Origin of the sequence: Paraburkholderia sp. SECH2, assembly GCF_030464795.1 — a bacterium.
GTDB lineage: Bacteria > Pseudomonadota > Gammaproteobacteria > Burkholderiales > Burkholderiaceae > Paraburkholderia > Paraburkholderia aspalathi.
Genome location: NZ_JALPRH010000001.1, coordinates 148,351 through 168,817, shown reverse-complemented (window position 1 = coordinate 168,817; position 20,467 = coordinate 148,351). Strand labels below are relative to the sequence as shown.

General features: G+C 62.0%; 18 protein-coding genes. 6 read left to right on the top strand and 12 right to left on the bottom strand.

The genetic code is table 11. The features are described 5' to 3' along the window. The first annotated feature begins 214 nt into the window (after positions 1-214). Positions 215-979: an IclR family transcriptional regulator gene (locus M0D66_RS00775; RefSeq protein WP_200621458.1), complete on the top strand. Its 765-nt coding sequence runs from the start codon at positions 215-217 to the stop codon at positions 977-979. Here M0D66_RS00775 and M0D66_RS00770 read toward each other — a convergent pair. From M0D66_RS00770 to M0D66_RS00730, 9 genes are all read right to left on the bottom strand, one after another. Beyond that, complete coding sequence (locus M0D66_RS00770; protein WP_200653959.1) at positions 967-1,791, bottom strand: citryl-CoA lyase; 825 nt, start codon at positions 1,789-1,791, stop codon at positions 967-969. The two genes, M0D66_RS00775 and M0D66_RS00770, sit on opposite strands and share 13 nt — an antisense overlap. Positions 1,792-1,793: 2 nt before the next feature. Beyond that, positions 1,794-2,993 (bottom strand): CaiB/BaiF CoA-transferase family protein, encoded by a 1,200-nt coding sequence (locus M0D66_RS00765; protein WP_211705938.1) that lies wholly within the window; start codon positions 2,991-2,993, stop codon positions 1,794-1,796. A 25-nt stretch (positions 2,994-3,018) separates the two neighbouring features. Then, complete coding sequence (locus M0D66_RS00760; RefSeq protein WP_093637622.1) at positions 3,019-4,452, bottom strand: MFS transporter; 1,434 nt, start codon at positions 4,450-4,452, stop codon at positions 3,019-3,021. 120 nt (positions 4,453-4,572) lie between these two features. Next, a complete protein-coding gene (locus M0D66_RS00755) occupies positions 4,573-4,923 on the bottom strand; it encodes a response regulator (protein WP_093637618.1) in 351 nt (116 codons plus the stop codon). 6 nt (positions 4,924-4,929) lie between these two features. Beyond that, entirely contained in the window at positions 4,930-6,405 is a 1,476-nt protein-coding gene (locus M0D66_RS00750) for an ATPase domain-containing protein (RefSeq protein ID WP_093637615.1), read from the bottom strand. A gap of 402 nt (positions 6,406-6,807) precedes the next feature. Further along, positions 6,808-8,535 carry a tannase/feruloyl esterase family alpha/beta hydrolase gene (locus M0D66_RS00745; RefSeq protein WP_211705937.1) on the bottom strand — a complete coding sequence of 576 codons (1,728 nt, stop codon included), beginning with the start codon at positions 8,533-8,535 and terminating at the stop codon, positions 6,808-6,810. 10 nt (positions 8,536-8,545) lie between these two features. Then, positions 8,546-9,685, bottom strand: a complete 1,140-nt coding sequence (locus M0D66_RS00740) for a porin (RefSeq protein WP_211705936.1) — start codon at positions 9,683-9,685, stop codon at positions 8,546-8,548. A gap of 85 nt (positions 9,686-9,770) precedes the next feature. Next, positions 9,771-11,018 (bottom strand): 3-(3-hydroxy-phenyl)propionate transporter MhpT, encoded by a 1,248-nt coding sequence (mhpT, locus tag M0D66_RS00735; protein WP_211705935.1) that lies wholly within the window; start codon positions 11,016-11,018, stop codon positions 9,771-9,773. 380 nt (positions 11,019-11,398) lie between these two features. Next, entirely contained in the window at positions 11,399-11,869 is a 471-nt protein-coding gene (locus tag M0D66_RS00730; protein ID WP_175049047.1) for a MarR family winged helix-turn-helix transcriptional regulator, read from the bottom strand. 167 nt (positions 11,870-12,036) lie between these two features. On the opposite strand from M0D66_RS00730, the gene M0D66_RS00725 reads away from it, so the two are divergent. The 5 genes from M0D66_RS00725 (at position 12,037) to M0D66_RS00705 (ending at position 17,980) form a co-directional block, all read left to right on the top strand. After that, entirely contained in the window at positions 12,037-12,864 is an 828-nt protein-coding gene (locus M0D66_RS00725; RefSeq protein ID WP_093637597.1) for a p-hydroxycinnamoyl CoA hydratase/lyase, read from the top strand. 86 nt (positions 12,865-12,950) lie between these two features. Beyond that, entirely contained in the window at positions 12,951-14,402 is a 1,452-nt protein-coding gene (locus M0D66_RS00720; RefSeq protein WP_266208845.1) for an aldehyde dehydrogenase, read from the top strand. A gap of 168 nt (positions 14,403-14,570) precedes the next feature. Next, positions 14,571-16,409 (top strand): feruloyl-CoA synthase, encoded by a 1,839-nt coding sequence (locus M0D66_RS00715; protein ID WP_244869728.1) that lies wholly within the window; start codon positions 14,571-14,573, stop codon positions 16,407-16,409. Positions 16,410-16,518: 109 nt separating this feature from the next. After that, positions 16,519-17,565: a phytoene/squalene synthase family protein gene (locus tag M0D66_RS00710; RefSeq protein ID WP_211705933.1), complete on the top strand. Its 1,047-nt coding sequence runs from the start codon at positions 16,519-16,521 to the stop codon at positions 17,563-17,565. 166 nt (positions 17,566-17,731) lie between these two features. Further along, positions 17,732-17,980, top strand: coding sequence for a hypothetical protein (locus M0D66_RS00705; RefSeq protein ID WP_093637584.1), 249 nt, complete (start codon positions 17,732-17,734; stop codon positions 17,978-17,980). A gap of 275 nt (positions 17,981-18,255) precedes the next feature. On the opposite strand, the gene M0D66_RS00700 is transcribed toward M0D66_RS00705, so the two are convergent. The 3 genes from M0D66_RS00700 to M0D66_RS00690 all read right to left on the bottom strand — a co-directional run bounded on the left by M0D66_RS00700 (position 18,256) and on the right by M0D66_RS00690 (position 20,467). After that, entirely contained in the window at positions 18,256-18,564 is a 309-nt protein-coding gene (locus M0D66_RS00700; RefSeq protein WP_211705932.1) for a DUF4148 domain-containing protein, read from the bottom strand. Positions 18,565-18,791: 227 nt separating this feature from the next. After that, positions 18,792-19,655, bottom strand: a complete 864-nt coding sequence (locus M0D66_RS00695) for an ABC transporter permease (RefSeq protein WP_054035533.1) — start codon at positions 19,653-19,655, stop codon at positions 18,792-18,794. 17 nt (positions 19,656-19,672) lie between these two features. Beyond that, positions 19,673-20,467 (bottom strand): ABC transporter ATP-binding protein, encoded by a 795-nt coding sequence (locus tag M0D66_RS00690; protein WP_097395642.1) that lies wholly within the window; start codon positions 20,465-20,467, stop codon positions 19,673-19,675.

Genomic DNA, 20,467 nt, shown 5'->3' with positions numbered 1-20,467 from the left:
AATGCTGGGGCGGCTCAACAAATGGCGCGATCGTCTCAACGTGCATTCACAGCGCGTGCTTTGCCCCAGTTGCGCCACGTTCCGCCGGTTTTCGCCGCCCAGGCGCTGATTTCCGGCTGTTTCGGCCCCGAAGAACCACTGCCTGGTATGACAGCCCCGCGTCATGGCGTAAAATTTCAACTTCGATATGAAGTAACGTCATTTACGCTAACTCATGCCAACGCCTGCGGACAAATCAAACTCAAAGGAAAGCGAGGGCGTTGCCGTCATCGATCGTGCTTGCGCGATTCTGTTCGCCTTCAGGCCGGACGACGACGCGCTCACGCTCGCCGAGCTTGCGGCTCGCACGGGCCTCTACAAGAGCACGCTGCTGCGGCTGGCGGGTTCGCTGATTCAGCACCGCCTGCTGCTGCGACTAGACGACGGCCGCTATCAACTCGGCTCCGCCACCTTCATGCTCGGCGCGTTGTATCAGCGCAGCCTGAACGTCGGCGACATTGTGGTGCCGCTGATGCGTGAACTCGCTGAAACGAGCGGCGAAAGCGTCTCCTTTTATGTGCGCGACGAGGCGGTGCGTGTGTGTCTGCATCGTGTGGACTCGACGCATGCGGTGCGATTTCACGTGCGCGAAGGTGACGTGCTGCCGCTGGAAAGCGGCTCGGGCGGTCTTGCATTGCTGGCGTTCGGCGGCAAGCCGGGCGAGCCGTACGAGAAGATCCGCGAGGATTTCTACTGTGTGTCGATCGGCGAGCGTGACCGCGAGACGGCGGGGGTGTCGATGCCGGTGTTCGGTGTGCGGCAAAGTTTGCGTGGCGTGCTGACGCTTGCTGGCCCGAGTTCTCGCATCGATCAGGCGTTCCTCGAGAGCAATCTCGGCGCGCTGTTCGATTGCGCCGCACGCGCAACGGATGCATTAGGCGGCGACTCGCGCGCAATGCGCAACGCGCAGCGGCGCGCGGCCGAAGTTCAGGACAGGTGACGCTCGGGCTTGCCCGTGTACGTGTAGCTCATCTGGCGCGGCATCGGGCCTTTGTTGCGCTCGTTGCGTCCGCGTTGCTCCCATGCATGTGACAGAATGCCGACCGCGCGTGACAGGCAGAACACCCCGCGTGCCAGCTCCGGCGCAAAGCCGAGTTCCGCGTAGATCACGGCGGTAGCGCCGTCGATATTCATCGGCACAGGTTTGTTCTTGCGCTGCTTGAGCAAGGCTTCAATGCCGCGCGCGATAGCGGCGTATCGTCCGCTGATACTTTGCTGTTCGACGCTTTCGTCCACGAGCGAAAGAAGCCGGATGGCGCGCGGATCGACCGGATGAAAACGGTGCCCAAAGCCGGGCAAATACTTGCCATGTTCGGCGGTAAAAGCATCGACACCTTGTTCGACCGCATCTTCCAACGTGGCACCTGCTTGCATGCGTTCGGCGATGGAATCGTACAGTTCGACCGCCTGCTGACCAGCGCCGCCATGCACATCGTCCAGCGCATTGATCGCCGAGGCCATCGCGCCGTTCAACGGCAAACCGCAGCTGGTCGCCATCCGCGAGATGGCAATCGACGGTGCATGCGGACCATGATCGACCGATGCCACCAACGCCGCTTCGAACAAGCGCGCTTGCGCGGCATCGGGCAGTTCGCCGCGCAGCATCAGCCAGATCATCTGCGGAAAGCTGACGTTGCCGATCAACTCCTGAATCGGGAAACCGCGCACCTTGATCGAGCCGGGATGGATATCGATGATCGAGGTGCTCCAGTACTCGGCGGCGAGCTTGGCGGCGTCGAATGCTTGCGTCATGTTCAGATCACTCCTTCGGAGCGTAGGTGGTCGATTTGCGCGTCGTCGTAACCGAGCGAGGCGAGATGCTCGCGCGTGTGAGCCGATAGAACCGGCGCGGGTGCGGTCGGCGCTGTGTCGGCATCGGAGAGGCGAAAGCCCGCACGGGTGACGCGTTGCCGCTCAGTGGCGCCGTCGCCGGCAAATTCGCGGATGAACTCGCGCGATTCCAGATGCGGGTGCGCGAGAATCTCCGGCACCGACATCACGCGCCCGGCCGGCACGCCTGCTTCGAAGAATTTGGCTTCCCAGTTCGTCGCGCTGTCGCTTGCCAACGCCGCTTCGATTTCGGCTTTCAATGCTGCGCGATTCGCTTTGCGCGCGTTGCGCTCGGAGAAGCGCGCGTCATCGAGCAGATCCGCACGGCCGATCAGGTGGCAGAGGCTCGCGAACTGCTTGTTCTCGTTTGCGGCGATATTGAGGGGGCCGTCGCCGGTTTTGAAGGTGCCCGAGGGCGCGGCGGTGAAGTTCTCGTTGCCCATCGGTTCGGGCGTGACGCCGGCATTCAGATAGTTCGATACGACCCAGCCCATCGTCGCCAGCGTGGCTTCCAGCATCGAGACGTCGAGCATGCGGCCCTGTCCGTTCGCGCGGGCATCGACCAACGCGGCGCAGATGCCGAACGCTGCCGTGAGACCGCCCACGGTATCCGACACCGGATAGCCGACGCGCAATGGTGCGCTGTCGGCATCGCCGGTCACGCTCATCACGCCCGAGATGCCCTGAATGATCTGATCGTAGGCCGGGCGTTTCGAAAACTCGCCGTTCATGCCGAAGCCCGAGATCGCGCAATACACGAGCTTGGGATTCACTTCACGCAGGGCGTCGAAATCGAGGCCGAGCCGCGTCATCACACCGGGCCGGAAGTTTTCGACCAACACGTCCGCAGTTTTGACGAGCTCGCGCAAAATGGCCTTGCCGCGCGGGTCTTTCAGATTGAGCGTGATGGACTGCTTGCCCGCATTCACCGCGACGAACGAGGCGCCCATGTTGCGCATCGACGCTTCCTTGTCGGCGCCTAAACGCCGCGCAAGATCGCCGCCTTCGGGGTGTTCGACCTTGATCACGTCGGCGCCGAGCAGCGCAAGTTGATATGCGCAAAACGGTCCCGCCAACACATTCGATAAATCCAGTACCCGTATTCCAGCCAACGGCAGCGTCATCTTTGAAGCCTCTTGTTCAATGCGTTCAATGCGAAATTTCGTCGAGATTGCGATTGTTGGTACGCGGCCCGAAGATGCCGATCGCGCCCATCACCATCACCATCGACACAGTGATCAACGCGAACACGCCCGGCACCTGGAAGTGGCGCAGCGCGAAGGCGATCATGAAGCCGGAAAACATCGCGGATAAACGCGACATCGAATAAACGAAACCGACGGCGCGGGCCCGCAAGCGCGTGGGGAACAGTTCGGTCTGATACGCGTGATAGCCGACCGAGAGCAGTGTGCCGCTAAGGGTGATCAACACACCGAGCGTCATCAGCATGGCGGGCGAGGTTTGCGTCGCGAACAGACTGCCGAACACGGCGATACCGAGTGCCGACAACACGATCAAGGTCTTACGTTCAATGCGGTCCGCGATCGCCATGCCGATCAGCGGTCCGAATGGATTCGAAGCTGCAATCACGAACGAGTACATCAGGCTGTGCGTGATGGTTATGCCTTTGGAAACCAACAAAGTCGGCACCCATGACGCGAAACCGTAGAAGCCGATCGCCTGGAACAGGTTGAACACGAGCATCGTGATCGCGCGTTTGCGATACGGCGGCTGCCAGATTTCACGGAAGGCCGCCTTCGTGGTGGCGGGCTCGACTGTTGGGACAGGGGCGGGCAATGGCTTGCCGTATTGCTTCGCGACTTTCGCTTCAATCGCCTGCAGGACCTGTTCCGCTTCGGCGGCGCGGCCTTGCTGCGCGAGCCAACGCGGGCTTTCCGGCACGCGCCGGCGAATGGCCCACACCACGACCGCGCCGAGCGCGCCGATGATCACGACCCAGCGCCAGCCGTCGACGCCGTACGGCGTTTGCGGCACCAGCCACCATGCAAGCAGGGCGACCGACGGCACGGCGGTGTACTGCACCAGATGAACGAAAGCGAACGCGCGGCCGCGCAGATGTTTCGGCACGAGTTCGCTGACGTACGTGTCGATCGTCACCAGTTCGACGCCCACGCCGATGCCCGCGATCAGGCGCCACAGGTTGATAGCCGGCGCGCTGGTTTGCAGCGCCATGATCAGTGTGGCCGCGGAATACCACAGGAGCGAAACGGTAAACACGGTTCTGCGGCCATAGCGGTCCGCCATGCCCGCGAAAAAGAACGTGCCGATGAAGAGTCCCGCGAACGACGCCGCTACAAAAGCGCCCAGCCCGGCCACGCCGAAGAACGACGCGGTGGTCGTCGCGTAGAGCCCGCTTTTGACGAGGCCCGGGCCGACATAGGCCGTAAAAAACAGATCGTAGAACTCGAACCAGCCGCCGATCGACAGCAGGAATACCAGCATCCATACCGTGCGCGTCGCGGGAAGTCGGTCGATGCGCGCGTTGATGCCGGTCGTAAGTCCCTGCGCACCGGCGCTTGAATCGGGCGACGCGCCGGGTGCTTCGATCGGCAGGCTTGCCATGGAATCCTCCTAGGAGTCTCTCGCTGTATCGTTCTGTCTAACAGAACGACGTTCTATTTAATGGGTGTGCCGAGATTAGTCCGTGTGGCGTCTGCCAGGAATCGGGGTTTTACCTAGCCGTCAAACGCCCATTCGCTGCAACATCGCGAGAAGGGCGTCGAAGGAAAGCGGCTTGCGCGCGTATGCGATGCTGGGATTCGGTTGCACGGGGATATCCGCGGCCGCGCTGCACAGGATGATCGGAATCGCGCGCAGATTGGGGTCGTTGTAAAGCGCGGCGCACAGTTGCAGCCCCGACATGACCGGCATCATGCAGTCCGACACGATGATGTCGGGCCGGGTCTTGTTGATCTGTTCAAGCGCGGCCGCCCCGTTGGAGGCCGTCAATACGGCATAGCCATGCCGCTCCAGCAACAGTCGCCAGACCGTGAGGATGTCGAACTCGTCGTCCACGACCAGAATGGTTTTCATGGGTGGCTACGTTTCTCGTCGCGGCGTCAGCGTGGCCGACAGGCCTTGCGCTGAAACCACGTTGGCGGGGCTGAGCGGGCTTTCGATCACGTCGAGGCCCTGAGACGAAATGAGGAGCTCGCGCAGCGACGTGTCGTGCGCGCTTTCGCGTTGCTTGACCACCGAAATCATGCGTCGCAAACCCGTGTCCGTTTCGGCGTAGCGCAGCAGCACAAGGTTTTCGGTCAAGGCGGAGACCCGCACGCTCTTCGCGTGTCCGGGATCGGCGTAAAGCGGCAACTCCTCAGTCAGTATCGTGGTGACGCAGGCTTCCCTCAGTTGATGAAGCAAGGCATTCAGGAACAGGCCGAAGCGTTCGGTTCGCAAGGCGGAATCGCGAAAGCCTTCCACGCCGTCGATCACGATCCGCTTCGCACCGCTCTGCTTGACCGTGGCAAGCGCAACCGCCGCGAGTTCGTCGATCGCCAGTTCTATGGCGGGTTGCCATTGAATCATGAGGCGGCCGTCGTCGTACGCGTCGGCGAGATCGATCGAGACGGCCTCGGCTTTGCCGACCAGCCGCTGCGGCCCTTCGTAAAATCCCAGGTACGCGCAGCGTTCGCCGCGCGCCACGCCGGCCGCGAGAAACTGCAGGCAGAGCAGGGTCTTGCCGACACCTGACGGCCCGATCAGCGTGGTCGTGGAACCTTGAGCAAAACCGCCGCCGAGCAGATTGTCGAGATGCGGGAGACCGAAGCCGAGCCGTGTTTTCAGATCGACCGGGCCCGGTTGCGCGGCGCATTGCGATTCCAGGCGCGGGAACATCAGAAGCCCGCTTTCGGCGATGCGAAAGAAATGCTTGCCCATCAGATGGTTGCGCGCCCGCATCTTGTGCACTTCGATTTCGCGTCCACGGCGCATGCCGTCGTTATAGCGGTTCAGCTCGATCAGGCCGTCAACCAGCGTGTGCTCAGGGTGCGGTTCGTTGCCGGAGAGCGGCGCGAGCAACAGCGTGGTGCAATCCATTGCCGCGGCCAGTGCGTTCAGTTCGTGGATGAACTTCGATAGCGACAATTCGGTTTCGCTGAATTCGCGTGCGCTGCGAAAGCCGTCGATGATCATGAGGCTCGGCCGATGGTCGTAAATGCTCGACGCAATCAGCTTGAGGAAGCCATCGAGACCGTCCTGCATCAGCTCGTGATAGCCGGACACGAACAGCATTTGCTGCGCGACGGCGGTTTCGTCGAAGAAGCTCAGGCCTTTGAGGTGCGCCAGCAACTTGTCGTGCGACTCGGCGATCAGGGTCACGTAGAGCACTTTTTCGCCCTTGCTGACACGATGAAAGCCGATCTGGCTCGACAGAATCGTTTTGCCTGCACCGGCCATGCCTTCCAGCAGATAGACGCCGCCGCTGACCAGACCTCCGCCCAGGATCTCGTCGAAACCGGGGACACCTGTTTCGATGTTGGAGCGGGAAGGTGTCTGAGATTCGTGGATAGTCATTGTCGATATGTCGTTCAAAGTACGGAGGAGCGACAGCTTGCAAATGAAATCAAGCGGAGGTGCGTCGCTCAACCTAACCGCGCCAGCAATTCGCGTTCCTGGTCGTGGGCGGCGCTAAGCGTGTCGGCATTCGGTGAGGGGGAACCTGGCTGGAGCCGCCTCCCGCTTGGTGAGCAGCAAGGGAGAGGCCAGCGCGTAGCGTGCGCAAGAGGCGCGGGAGAGGGTGGCTTACAGGGTGGTGCAGTGGAAGCGTGGCGGTGTTTTTTTCAAATCGATGCAACGAAGGGGGCACGGCAATGGAGGAGACGAGATATCCCTCGCGCATGCAAAGTGCCCGTCATGCGCGAGGATGAGGCGTTTTCTGCTCGGTCGGTAATGGCGCGGCAATGAGCCAGTTGCGCCTTAGCTACACGCGAAACTGCTCGCGGCATTAATATCGCCGCCTTGATAACGGGCGACTTTCGGATACGCACAGAGCGGCCGCGTGCGTCCCGCACCCCAATCGGCCGGCACGTCCGTGTTCGGCACGACATTGCTCGCATCGCGCGCGGTGGCGACCACGCTGTCCGGCGCCTTGCCCTGTTCGACCCAGGCGATCATCGGCGTGAGCATGTCGAACTGGTCGGTGCTCGGACCGCCGGAGCAGTGGTTCATGCCGGCGATCGTGTAGAGACGGGCGAAGTTCGAGGCGTCGCCGCCATTGGCTGCCGTGAGCCGCTGGTACCAGTCGGTCGTATCGTTCGACGAAAACACCGGGTCGCTCGTGCCGTGATAAACCATGAGCTTTGCACCGCGTTGCTTCAACGCACTGAGGTTGGTCTCGTCGGGTGGCGTCATGAACGACCAGGCGGACTCGCTATACACGCCACTCGTGGCGAAGATCTTCGGCGCGTCGGTATCCATGCTGAAGTTCAGCGCGTAGGCCGACAACTGGCTCAACACCGATGCGCTCTGTGGCGGCGTGGTGAACGTGAATGCCGCTGCGGCGGGATCAAGGGTGATCGAGTTCGCCTGCTTCCATGCCGACCAGCCCGGGCCGAGCCCGGCGTCGTATGGAAAGCTCGAATACAAGGCCGTGCCGGCGCTGTTGCGTGCGCCTGAGAAGACGTTGCCGATCGCGTCCTTCTGCGCGCTCGTCAGACAGGTTCCGTCGCGCACGTTGTTCGTGCAGATGGGTACGTCTGTCGCCAGGCTGAAATTTGCCTGGCATGCCTTGATATCCTGAATGAGGCCGTCGCTGGCGCCGTCGAGTGAATCGCATTTGGCCAGTATCTTCGAGGCCACCATCTGACGTTCCGCTGCGGTAAAGCCGGTCGTGATGTCGGGCAGGCCGTTCGTGGTTGCGGCGGTCGCCACCTTGGCCAATTGCTGCGCGCTCCACATTTCGCCGATTGCCGCCTTCGGCAAGTGGAAGCCCGGGTCGCCGGCAATGATCCCGTCGTATAGCGCCGAAGAACGTGCCGCCGCGACCAAGGCATGACGGCCACCGTTGGAGCAGCCCTCGAAATAACTGCGGTCCGGCCCCTTGCCGTAGGCGAGTTTGATCACCTGCTTGGCCATCGGCGTGAGCGTGGCGACCGCGTTGTAGCCGTAGTCGAGGCGTGCTTGCGGGTCGAGGCCGAACAGCGGATTCTGCGACGCGCTGTGGCCTGCGTCCGAACTGATTACAGCGAAGCCCATGTTGAGCGCGTCGTTGGTCGGGCCGCCGCCGCCGATTTCACCGGTAGCGGTCACCACATTCCCATCAAGTCCGCCATTGGCCTGATAGAAGAAGCGCCCGTTCCATGCCAGCGGCAGGCGCATCTCGAAGCCGATGGCGTACGTCTTGCCATCGAGGCCGCTCACGCGTTGATTCATGCTGCCCTGGATCAGGCAGTGCTCGGCGATCGGTTTGCCGGCCACCTTGAGCGTGCCGGCCGCGACGTCTGACACGGAGGTGAAGACGGTGTTGGTGAACGTGAGTTTCGCGGCGAGCGCGGCGCAATTGCCGGCGAGTGTGCCGGGAGTCGCCGCATTCAGTTGTGGCAGGGCATTCGTGCTCGTGGTGGCCGGGTCGCTGACATCATTGCCGCCACACGCGGCGAGAGTCAGTGCCGCTGCTGCAGCCAGTGCGATGGATGTGTGCTTCATGCGGTATCCCCTAGAACGAGTGACGAATGCCGAGCATTACGCCGGTCTGGCCGGTGCCCGCCGTGGGTGTCGTGCCGCCGCCACCGGCGCTGACCGAGTAGCGGGCCTTCGCACTGTTGGCGAGATACGAGCCCTGCGCGTAGACGGCGGTGCGTTTCGACAGCAGATAGGTGGTGCGCAGCGTGCCCATCGTGGCGCGCGTGTCGTGCTCGCTATTGGTGATGTGATAGACCTCGCCGTCGACGATGAAAGCCGGCGTCACGAAGTACGAGGCGCCCACGAAGAACAGATTCGAGCGCACGGCTGCAATCGTGACGGCCGACGGTTCGACCCGGCGATTGAGCCAGCCCGCGCCGATCTTTGCCTTGCCGATATTGGCGTACGCGCTGACGTGGGTGCGAATGTCTTTGTCGGTGGCATTGGTGAGCGGAATGGGCGCAACGCCGTCGAAGAAGTTCGCCGCAGCAGTGCTCCCGCCGCGTTGCTCTTCATACGACGCCGCAACGCCGAACAGCGGCGCGTCGTACTTCAACATCACCGACCACTCACGGCATTCCGTTGCATGCCCGGCGACAGAGCCGATGCAGGTGCCCTGGCCCGGCGAGTTGCCGGTGCCTGCTGCGTCGCGGCCGAATGAATAGTTCGCGCCAAGCGTCACGCCCGCATAAGTGCCGAGGTAGCTCACCGAATTGTCGGCGCGGGCGTTCGGCACGTAGGCGTCGAGCGAGCCCAGCCCGTAGATGTCCGGACCAATCAGGTCCGCGCCCATCAGCGCGAGATACGTCATCGTGTACTGTCGCCCGAACGAAACGGTGCCGTACGGACTCTTGATGCCGACGAATGCCTGACGTCCGAACAATCGGCCGCCCTGACCGAGATCGCCGGCGCGCACGTTGAAACCGCTTTCCAGCGTGAATACCGCGCTATAGCCGCCGCCCAGATCTTCATTACCGCGCAGGCCCCAACGCGAAGGCAGTTCGCCGGTGACCGACGGCATGCGAAAGACGCTTTTGCCCGCGGCGTTTGCGTGCGATACGTATTCGATGCCGGTGTCGATGATGCCGTAGAGCGTTACGCTCGATTGAGCCGCCGCGGCGCCGCTGACGGCGCACAATGCGCTGCAAAGAAGAATGCGTGTGGATGCTTGCATGCTGGGTGTCTCCAAACCGTTGATCGAATGTGGTTGTTGTTGGTGGGTTTTCTTGAATCTTCTTGAGTCTTCTTGCCTGGTCCGGTCAGTCGTCAGCACGCGGACGGCGTAGCAACAACAGCGCAGCCGCGGCGGCGATCAGCGTGACGGGAATGCTCGCGCCGATCACCGTCGACGAACTGCGCCCCATCGCCAGCAATTGACCTGCTGCCAGCGGTCCGACCACCGAGCCGATACGGCCCACCGCCACTGCCGCGCCGACGCCGGTGCCGCGCATGGCAGTCGGATAGAACGCGGCCGAGAGTGCGTACAGCACCGATTGCCCGCCGATCACGAACATCCCCGCGAAGAAAGCGGAGGTGGCGAGCGCGCCGAAACCGGGCGCCATCGAGAGCGCCGCGAGCGACGCGATGATCCCGACATACATGCCCGCCACGACGAGACCCGAACGCATCCGGTCCATCAACATGCCGATGCACAACGCGCCGATGCCGCCGCCGATGTTGAAGAAAATCTGCACATAGCCCACTTGTGCGCGTGACAGACCGCTTGCGGCCATCAACGAAGGCAGCCAGTTGAGCAGGAAGTAGAGGACGATCAGCGTGCAGAAATAGCTGACCCAGATCTGCACGGTCGAGAGGCCGCGTGTACCGCCGAACAGGATTTCGCCCACCGGCGCGGGCTTCGCCTGACCGTCTCGGGAGGCTTGAGTGAATGCCTTCGAATCCGCGAGAAACACGAGCAACAGCGGCACTAGCACGAGCGGCCCTGCGCCGCCGACATAGAAGATGTGCCGCCACTCGGTGTCGCCCGCGCTCAACACGCCGATCATCGAAGCGATCACGCCGCCGAACGGAATGCCGCAATACATTACGCTCACGGCGGTGCTGCGCGAGCGCGGCTCGACCGCTTCTGACGACAACGCGATCAGGTTAGGCAATGCACCGCCAAGACCAATGCCCGTCAGCACCCGCACGATCACCAGCGTGTGAAAGTCGCTTACTAGCGCGGTTGCGATCGACAGCAAGCCGAACAGGCATGCGGAAATCACCAGCACGCGCTTGCGGCCGATCCGATCGGCAAGCCGTCCGCCGAACATCGCACCCGGCAGCAAGCCGAAGGTCCCGGCGCTGAACGCGAGACCCATTTGCCCGACCGAGAGACCGAACTCGCGCGCCATCCGTGGCGCGGCGATGCCGACTGACTGCAGATCGAGCCCTTCGAGCAACGCGACGGCAAAACACAATCCGAGTGTGACAAAGGCGCTTGTCCGGCTGGACGTCGCCCGTCCTGCAAGGCTCTCTGTCGAGGGTAGTATTCCGGCTCTTTTCACGTTAGTGATCCTTATTAAAATGCGTGGTTTTCCGGCGTCGATGAAGAGCGACAGGTGCGGAGCCGCCGTCTGGTGTGCCGGCTTGGCGCAGAGACGGTTGCGTTTGCTCAATGCCGGGGCGGTCCGGTGTTCCAGACCGGCTCGATGAAACGGGACTCAGACCGCCGTCGAGGTCATCGAGGAATGTTTAAGAACCGCCCGGCGAAAGCCGCAGCGCACAGCACATCGGTTCGATGTCTGCGTTGCTGTCCGTTTGATTCGACGCGATGCAACGCGTCTCCACACGCTGCATCGTGGATAGGATTTAATATCAGGTAGACTGATAATACAAGTGCAAATGCTTCGGTGAAAACACCTAGCAATTTGCAAAGACGGAGAAGTTAGTCGCGCAGGTTGCGCACGAAAGTTTCGAGGTGAGTTTGTACGACGCCGGCCGTGTCGAGCTCGAGACCTTCCATCATCTGTTTCTCGATCGTCTTCACCGCTTGCTCGCATTCGCGCAGCACGGCCCGCCCTTCATCGGTCAGTTGCAGCAGCACGATGCGGCCGTGCGTCGGGTCCGGCTCGCGGCTGACCCAGTTCCGGCTCGCCATGGCGTTCATCACTTCATTGGCCGATTGCGGCGTGATGAAGGAGCGTTCGGCCACTTGCGCATTGGACGCCTGCCCCTTTGCGTCTAGCACCGAAAGCGCGGTGAATTGCGAAAGCGTGAGACCGAGTGGTGCGAGTGCTTCGGTCATGCGGCGCCGCAGGATGCGGTCGAGACTTCCGATCACGTAGGCCAACCGCAGATGCGGGCGACGGGTACGCGTAGTGGTGGGTTCGGCGGGCGAATCTGGATTTTTGCTCATGGTGGGCTGGAGGTCCGGTCTAGCCTGCATCTTAGCGCGCCTCTGCGTTAATTCGACCGATAGGGGTTTGCACCGAGTCAGCGAAATTCCGCTTTACATATCAGGTAGCCTGATATTAAATGCACTCATCGGGCCGCTGCAGGGGTCAACATTCACGGAGAAAGTAGATGAGTTACGAAGGTCGTTGGAAAACCGTCAAGGTCGATGTGGCAGAGGGCATCGCATGGGTTACGTTCAATCGCCCGGAGAAGCGCAATGCGATGAGCCCGACTTTGAACAAGGAAATGATCGAGGTCCTCGAGGCAGTCGAACTGGACGCCGAAGCGCAGGTTCTCGTGCTGACGGGCGAGGGCGACGCGTGGACCGCCGGCATGGATCTGAAGGAATATTTCCGTGAAGTGGACGCAGGCCCGGAAATCCTGCAAGAAAAGATTCGCCGCGATGCATGCCGCTGGCAATGGCAGTTGCTGCGCATGTACGCGAAGCCGACCATCGCGATGGTCAACGGCTGGTGCTTCGGTGGCGGCTTCTCGCCGCTGGTGGCGTGCGATCTCGCAATCGCCGCTGACGAAGCCGTGTTCGGCCTCTCCGAAATCAACTGGGGCATTCCGCCGGGCAACCTGGTGAGCAAGGCGATGGCGGATACCGTGGGGCATCGTCAGGCGCTTTACTACATCATGACCGGCGAGACGTTCACGGGGCAGGAAGCCGCGCGGATGGGTCTCGTCAACAACAGCGTGCCGCGTGCCGAACTGCGCGAGGCGACGCGTGTTCTCGCAGGCAAGCTGTTGCAGAAGAATCCGGTGGTGCTGCGCGCGGCCAAGCATGGCTTCAAGCGTTGCCGTGAACTGACCTGGGATCAGAACGAGGATTACCTGTACGCCAAGCTGGATCAGGCACAACTGCGCGATCCCGAAGGCGGCCGCGAGCAGGGCCTGAAGCAGTTCCTCGACGAGAAGGCGATCAAGCCGGGTCTGCAAACCTACAAGCGCTGAGCGATCGCCGGCGCTAAGGTAGCGTCAGGCAGATACACGCGCAGGAAGACTGGCGGGACGAGAGATATAGCGAGGAGACGAGACACATGCATGAAGTGACATTGTTGATCGGCGGCGAGAGCCGTGGCGCATCGGACGGCAGAACCTTCGAGCGGATCAATCCCGCGAGCGGCGTGGCGGCTTCGCGTGCGGCTGCCGCCACGTTGGCCGACGCCGATGCGGCGGTCGAATCCGCTGCGCGCGCGTTCCCGGCATGGTCCGCGTTGGCGCCGACCGAACGTCGCAAACGTCTATTGGCTGCAGCGGATCTGATGGATGCGCGCACCGCGCAGTTCATCGAAACCGGTGTGGCAGAAACCGGCGCCATGCCGAACTGGTACGGCTTCAATGTGATGCTGGCCGCCAATATGCTGCGCGAAGCTGCTGCGATGACCACGCAGATCGACGGCGACGTGATTCCGTCGGATGTGCCGGGCAGTCTCGCGATGGCCGTGCGCCAGCCGTGTGGTGTGGTGCTCGGCATGGCGCCGTGGAATGCGCCGGCGATTCTCGGCACACGGGCAATTGCCATGCCGCTCGCGTGCGGCAACACAGTCGTGCTTAAGGCTTCCGAAGGCTGTCCCGGTGTGCATCGACTGATCGGCAGTGTGTTGCAGGAAGCCGGCCTCGGAGACGGCGTGGTGAACGTCATCACACATTCAGCTGAAGATGCGCCGGCGATCGTCGAAAGGTTGATCGCGCATCCGGCGGTGCGGCGGGTCAATTTCACCGGGTCGACGCGAGTTGGGCGCATCGTCGCGCAACATGCCGCGCAGCATCTGAAGCCGGCGTTGCTCGAGCTCGGCGGCAAGGCGCCTGTGGTGGTGCTCGACGATGCCGATCTGGATGCGGCGGTGGACGGCATCGCGTTTGGCGCGTTCTTTAACCAGGGGCAGATTTGCATGTCGACGGAGCGGCTGATCGTCGACCGCAAAATCGCCGACGTGCTGGTCGAGAAGCTCGCGGCCAAAGCGCGAACCCTGAAGGCGGGCGATCCCGCTGCGGCCGATTCGGTGCTCGGCGTACTCGAAAGCGTGGCGGCCGCGCGGCGCATCAGGGCGCTCGTTGAAGACGCGCATGAGAAGGGCGCGAAGCTACCGGTCGGCTGCTCGGTTGAAGGCGCCGTGATGCAACCGGTGATTGTCGACGGCGTGACGCGGGACATGTTGCTCTATGTCGAGGAATCCTTCGGCCCGGTGGTAACGGTGCAGCGCGTGGACAGTAACGAGGAAGCGATTCAGGTCGCCAACGATAGCGAATACGGTCTCTCCGCGGCAGTATTCAGCCGCGATATATCGCGCGCGTTGAATGTGGCGAAACGCATCGAATCGGGTATCTGCCATATCAACGGGCCGACTGTGCACGACGAAGCGCAGATGCCGTTCGGCGGCGTGAAGAAGAGCGGCTATGGGCGCTTTGGCAGCAAGGCGTCGATCGCCGAGTTCACTGACCTGCGCTGGATCACGATTCAGACCGGCCCGCGGCACTATCCGATTTGATTGTGCGCGGTCGAATGACCGCGTTGGAGCGTTAAAGGAAGGTCGCGCCGCCACAGAGAACGGGGCGCAGACTGCTTTCCATGGAGACAGGCGTTGCATTCCGAGCCGAGACAACCGAACACTTCCATCGCGCACGACAACGCGTCGACGCATTACCGCGCGACGACGATCGGCGCGTCATCGTTGCACGCGCAACGGCACGGCGACACGTGGTATTTGCGCGCTGCCGAGCCGCTCGGCGAACACCCACAACGAATGACCGACCGGCTCGCGAGCGGCGCGCGCGAACATCCGGAGCGCTGGCTGGCGGCGCGACGCGGCAGTGACGGTCAATGGATCGGCCTGAGCTACGCGAAGGCGCTGCAAAGTGCTCGCGCGATTGGGCAAGCGCTGCTGGCGCGTGATCTCTCCGTTGAGCGTCCGGTCGTGATTCTCTCGGGCAACGATCTCGAGCATCTGCAACTGGCGCTCGGCGCGATGTGGGCCGGCATTCCGTATGCGGCAATCTCCCCGGCGTATGCGCTCGCTTCCGGCGACTTCGGCAAGCTGCGCCATACGATCGATCTGCTGACGCCGGGCCTGGTCTTCGCAACGGGCTACGACACCTTTGCGAGGGCGATCGATGCCGTGGTGCCAGCCGACGTCGAAGTCGTCGCTGCAACAGAACCCAAAGAACCGCAGGCGGCGCGCAGCGTGACTTCATTCGGCGACCTGCTGAATACAACGCCCACCACAGTCGATTCCGTTCAGGCGGCGTTGAGTCCGGACGCCATCGCCAAGTTTCTGTTCACGTCAGGCTCGACCAAACTGCCTAAGGCCGTGCCGACCACGCACCGCATGCTGTGCAGCAACCAGCAGATGCTGCTCGAAACGTTTCCTGAGTTCGCGAACGTGCCGCCGGTGCTGGTTGACTGGTTGCCGTGGAATCACACCTTCGGCGGCAGCCATAATGCGGGCATCGCGCTCTACAACGGCGGCACGCTCTATATCGACGACGGCAAACCGGTTAACGGCAAGTTCGAAGAAACGCTGCGCAACCTGCGTGAAATCGCACCGACGATCTACTTCAACGTGCCGAAGGGCTGGGAAGAACTGGCCATCGCGCTGGAGCAGGACGCGCAATTGCGTGAGACGTTTTTCTCGCGCGTGAAGGTGTATTTCTTCGCGGGCGCGGGGCTTTCGCAGGCGGCGTGGGACCGGCTCGAACGCGTCACCGAACAATATTGCGGCGAGCGCATTCGCATCATGGCCGGACTCGGCATGACCGAGACCTCGCCGTCTTGTCTGTTCACCACAGGTCCGATCATGCGCGCCGGCTATGTCGGCTCACCGGCGCCTGGCTGTGAGGTCAAACTCGCGCCGGTCGGCGACAAACTGGAAGCGCGTTATCGCGGACCGCATGTGATGGCCGGCTATTGGCGCGCGAATTCCGCGGAGTTGGACAGCGTCTTCGACGAAGAAGGCTACTTTTGCAGCGGCGACGCGTTGCGCTTTGTCGATATCGAACGACCGGAACTCGGGCTGCTGTTCGACGGTCGCATCGCCGAGGACTTCAAGCTGAGTTCAGGCACCTTCGTCAGCGTCGGCCCGATGCGGGCTCGCGTGATTTCCGAAGGCGCGCCGTACGTGCAGGACGTGGTCGTTACCGGGATGAATCGCGACGACGTGGGTTTGCTGGTGTTTCCGCGGCTCGACGATTGCCGGCGACTGGCTGGTTTGCCTTTGTCGGCCAGCGCGCGTGAGGTGATCGAAGCACCCGCCGTGCGCGCGCATTTTGCAGCCTTGTTGGCAACGCTCAATCGCGGTGCGACTGGCGGCGCGACGACGATCGCCCGTATCCGGCTGATGGACGTCGCCCCTTCGCTCGATCTCGGCGAGATCACCGACAAAGGGTCGATCAATCAGCGCGCGGTGCTCACGCATCGGGCGGCGCTCGTCGAAGCGATGTACGACGCGGCACAGCGCGACCCCGCCGTGATTTACGCGGCTGCGTGTGGCGCGACGTAAGGCACGCATCGTTCGCTAACCCTGGGTCTCTCGTCGCACGGCAAAGGCGCTTCGCCGTATACAATTCGGCAGCGCCTGATTCTTGCCCAATACTGACCTAATCCCACTCATGCCGAATCCGACCCGGGCCTTTCTTCTCGGCCCGCTCCTGAAAGGCGTTTCACGCTCCTTCTATCTCACCCTGCGCGTGCTGCCCGCGGGGATGCGCGATCCGATCGGCCTCGCGTACCTGCTCGCGCGCGCGGCCGACACGATTGCGGATACCTCGCTGATCTCGCCCGAGCAACGCCTTGCAATGCTGCTGTCGCTGCGCGACCAGATCAACGGCGCCCCGAACGACGGCGCGCTGCTCCAGCGCATGGCCACTGAAGTGGCGGGCCAACAGATCCAGTCCGATGAAAAGGTGCTGCTCGAGTCGCTAGGACCTGCGCTCGAGGTGCTGTCGCAACTGAGCGAGTCCGACCGTAAGGCCGTGCGCGAGATCGTGTCGACGCTGACCGAGGGCATGGAATTCGACCTTCGCACGTTCCCCGACGAACGTTCCGGCCAGATCGCCGCGCTCTGCGAGTACGAAGAACTCGACCGCTATACCTACCTGGTGGCCGGCTGCGTCGGCGAATTCTGGACCACCATGACCTACGCGCACATGCCCGGCACACTGAAAGAGCGGCCTGAGATCATGGCGCGCCGCGGCGTGCGTTTCGGCAAAGCGCTGCAGATGACCAACGTGCTGCGCGATTGCGGCAAGGATCTGCGGATCGGCCGCTGCTACCTTCCGCAGACGATGCTCGATCAATCTGGTCTGAGCGCACAAGACCTCCTGCAGCCGGCAAATTCCGTTCGCGCCCGGCCGCTGATGGTCGAACTCGTGCGCAAGTCGCTGGATCATTTTCGCGAAGCGTTGGACTACACGCTGGCGATTCCCGCGTTTTCAGTGCGTTTGCGCCTCGCCTGCTTGTGGCCGATCCTGATTGGCCTCGACACGCTGCTGTTGCTGGTGGATAACAATGACTGGCTCGACCCGGCCAAGGTCTCTAAAGTGCGGCGCAATCAGGTGTATCAAATCATTGCGTCTTCACTGCTGCTGGTGCCTTCGAATGGTCTGGTGCGGGCGTCGGTTGAAAAGCGGATCAAGCAAATCGAAGCTCGATTCTGAGCGCGGGTTGCGATGGTTTTAACGTGGATTCAGTCATGCCGCATAGCCGATTTACGCGGCATTGCCTTTCAACTTAATCCGCATTATTGAATCGCCAGCAATCGGGAAACCCCTGGCACCCTGCATTGATGGTTCGCGTTAGTCTCTTCAAAAGAGGAGACGATTCATGAGACAAGCGTTCAATATTGCAGTGGTGTTGTTGCTTGGCTATTTGATGGCGGATAGAGCGCTAATGCGCGCCCAAGCCGGAGAGATGGGGACAATTACGTGCCACCAGGGCGCGGAGCTGGTCAAAGCGAATGCGTTGAAAAAGGGTTTCGGTGACGCCGGGGCCAGCAGCCAGGGTGAAAATTTCCTGTCGAGTTGTCTCGTCACGGGTCGTGGCCAGGTGGGCGATCTGATCGCTCGCGAATAACGCAAGCAGCCTGGCGCCGCTAAGGCTCAGGCCAGACGTAGCACGACATAAACAAAAAGCGCCCAGACCTTGAAGGTCCAGGCGAAGTCATCGGGAGCCCGATGACGGAGGTATCGAATACAGAACTGGCCCGCGATCGGGGATACTCGGTCGCGGGCCAGTTCGTTTGAATCAGAGCGTGCGGCTGTGTTGCGGGCTTAGCGGTCGATCAGGGCAGACGGCGTGGCCTCTGCCTCGATCCGCTGGACGGCCTGGTTGGCAACTCAGTTACCAGCTTAGTTACCGAAATAAACCGACTTCGAACCGCTCATCGGAACCGGCTGGCTCGACTGCGACGAGCCGTTCGCCACACCGCCGTAGCTGCTTTCTGCGGTACCGTTTTGCTGGGCGACACGGGCTTGCGCAGCCTGGATGTCAGCCGGGTAGTACGGGTCGGAACGGCCCGGCTGGTAGCCGGCTTTTTCGAGTTGAATCAGTTGCGCGCGGACTTCGGCGCGGGTCACGGGCTGGTTGGACTGCGCAAACGAGGCAACAGGAGCGGCCAGCACAGCGGCGACAACAACGGCTTGAATGAGCGATTTCATGATGAACTACCTCCAGTTCGGTCTTTATCTTGCTACGAGCGGTGTTGTTCGTAGTCAGTGATTCCATTGTAGTTTTGCGATCTGACCGGAGTAATCATCAATTCAGCTAATGTTTGTTGCGAGATTTGCAACAAAAGAAGAGTGCTTTGGTTAATGCGCTCTTGTGCGCATCGCGAAAAAAAGGGCGCCGACGGCGCCCTTTCTCCCTTTACGACCTGACGTTCAACTCAAACCGCTGCGGGCCGCCACTTCAACAGCCGCTGTTCGACCGCAGTCAGCAGGTAGTCTGCGGCCAGCGCGACCACCGCCAACACGATCATCGCCGCGAACACGCCGCTTGCGTTGAACGCGCCTTGCGCAGTGGAGATCAAGAGACCGATACCTTGCTTCGAGCCGAGGAACTCGCCCACCACCGCGCCGACCAGCGCAAAGCCGAAGCTCACGTGCAAGCTGGCGAGAATCCAGCTCAATGCCGACGGGATCACCACCGAGGTCGTCACCTGACGGCGCGACGCACCCAGAATCTGCGCATTCGCGATCATGTAGCGGTCAGCTTCACGCACACCCTGGAACGCATTGGCGAACACGACGAAGAACACCATCACCACCGCCAGCGCCACCTTCGAAGCCATGCCAAGACCGAGCGCAATCACGAATACCGAGCCGAGCACCACGCGCGGAATCGAGTTGGCGATCTTGATGTAGAGGCTGAACACATCGGAGAGCAGCTTGTTGCGCCCGAGCACGATGCCGCAGAACACGCCCGCCACCGAACCGATAATGAAGCCGAGCCCGGTTTCTTCGAGCGTGACCCACACCTGCGTCAGGAGCGGTCCTTGCGACGTGCCGTTCACGAACCAGTCGATGATCTGATCGAAGATCGCACTCGGCATCGAAAAGAAGAACGGATCGATCCACTTCAGGCGCGCGGACAATTCCCATCCGCCGAGCACAACCACCAGCACGACAATACGCAGCGTGATCACCAGCGCATGACGTTGGCGGATACGTTTTTGCGCGACGCGTTCGACTTGCGCGAGCGACGCGGGATCGATGCCCGAAGGCATCGTCTGTTGAGGGGTAGTAGACATGTTTGCCGTTCCTTGGGTTATCCGATCTGCACTTCTTCGCGCAGGTCGTGCCAGATGTCGCGCGAGATTTCGATAAAGCGTGGGTCGTAGCGAACTTCCGACGTGACGCGCGGACGCGGCAGATCGATTTCGTACACCTTCTTCAGCGTCGCCGGACGCGCGGTCAGCACGAACACGCGATCCGCAAGCGCAATCGCTTCTTCCAGATCATGCGTGACGAACACCACCGAACCGGCGCCGCCCCACAGCTGCAGCAGTTCGTCCTGCATCAGCGTGCGCGTCTGCATGTCGAGCGCCGAGAAGGGCTCGTCCATCAGCAGGATTTCCGGCTTGTTGATGAAGGTCTGCGCCAGCGCTACGCGCTTTCTCATACCGCCGGACAGTTGATGCGGGTAGTGCTTGCCGAACTTGTCGAGGCCCACGCGGCGCAGCCATTCGTTGGCTTCGTCGTACGCGGCGGATTTCGAGCGGCCGCGATAGAGCGGGCCGGCCGCCACGTTGTCGATGACCGAGCGCCACGGAAACACGGCGTCCGCCTGAAACACGAAGCCGATGCGCGGGTCGATGCCGTCTACCGGTGCGCCCATTACGCGCACTTCGCCGGTGGTGGGCTTCAGCAAGCCGGTGATCATGCTGAGCGTGGTCGACTTGCCGCAACCCGTCGGGCCGACAACCGCGACGAACTCGCCGCGCGCCACCGACATGCTGAAGTCGCGCAACGCGATCGTCGCTTTGCCATCCGGAGAGATGAAACGGCACGATACGTTGCGCATCTCGATGGCGGGCGTATCGCGTGACATAGGTTGATTCAT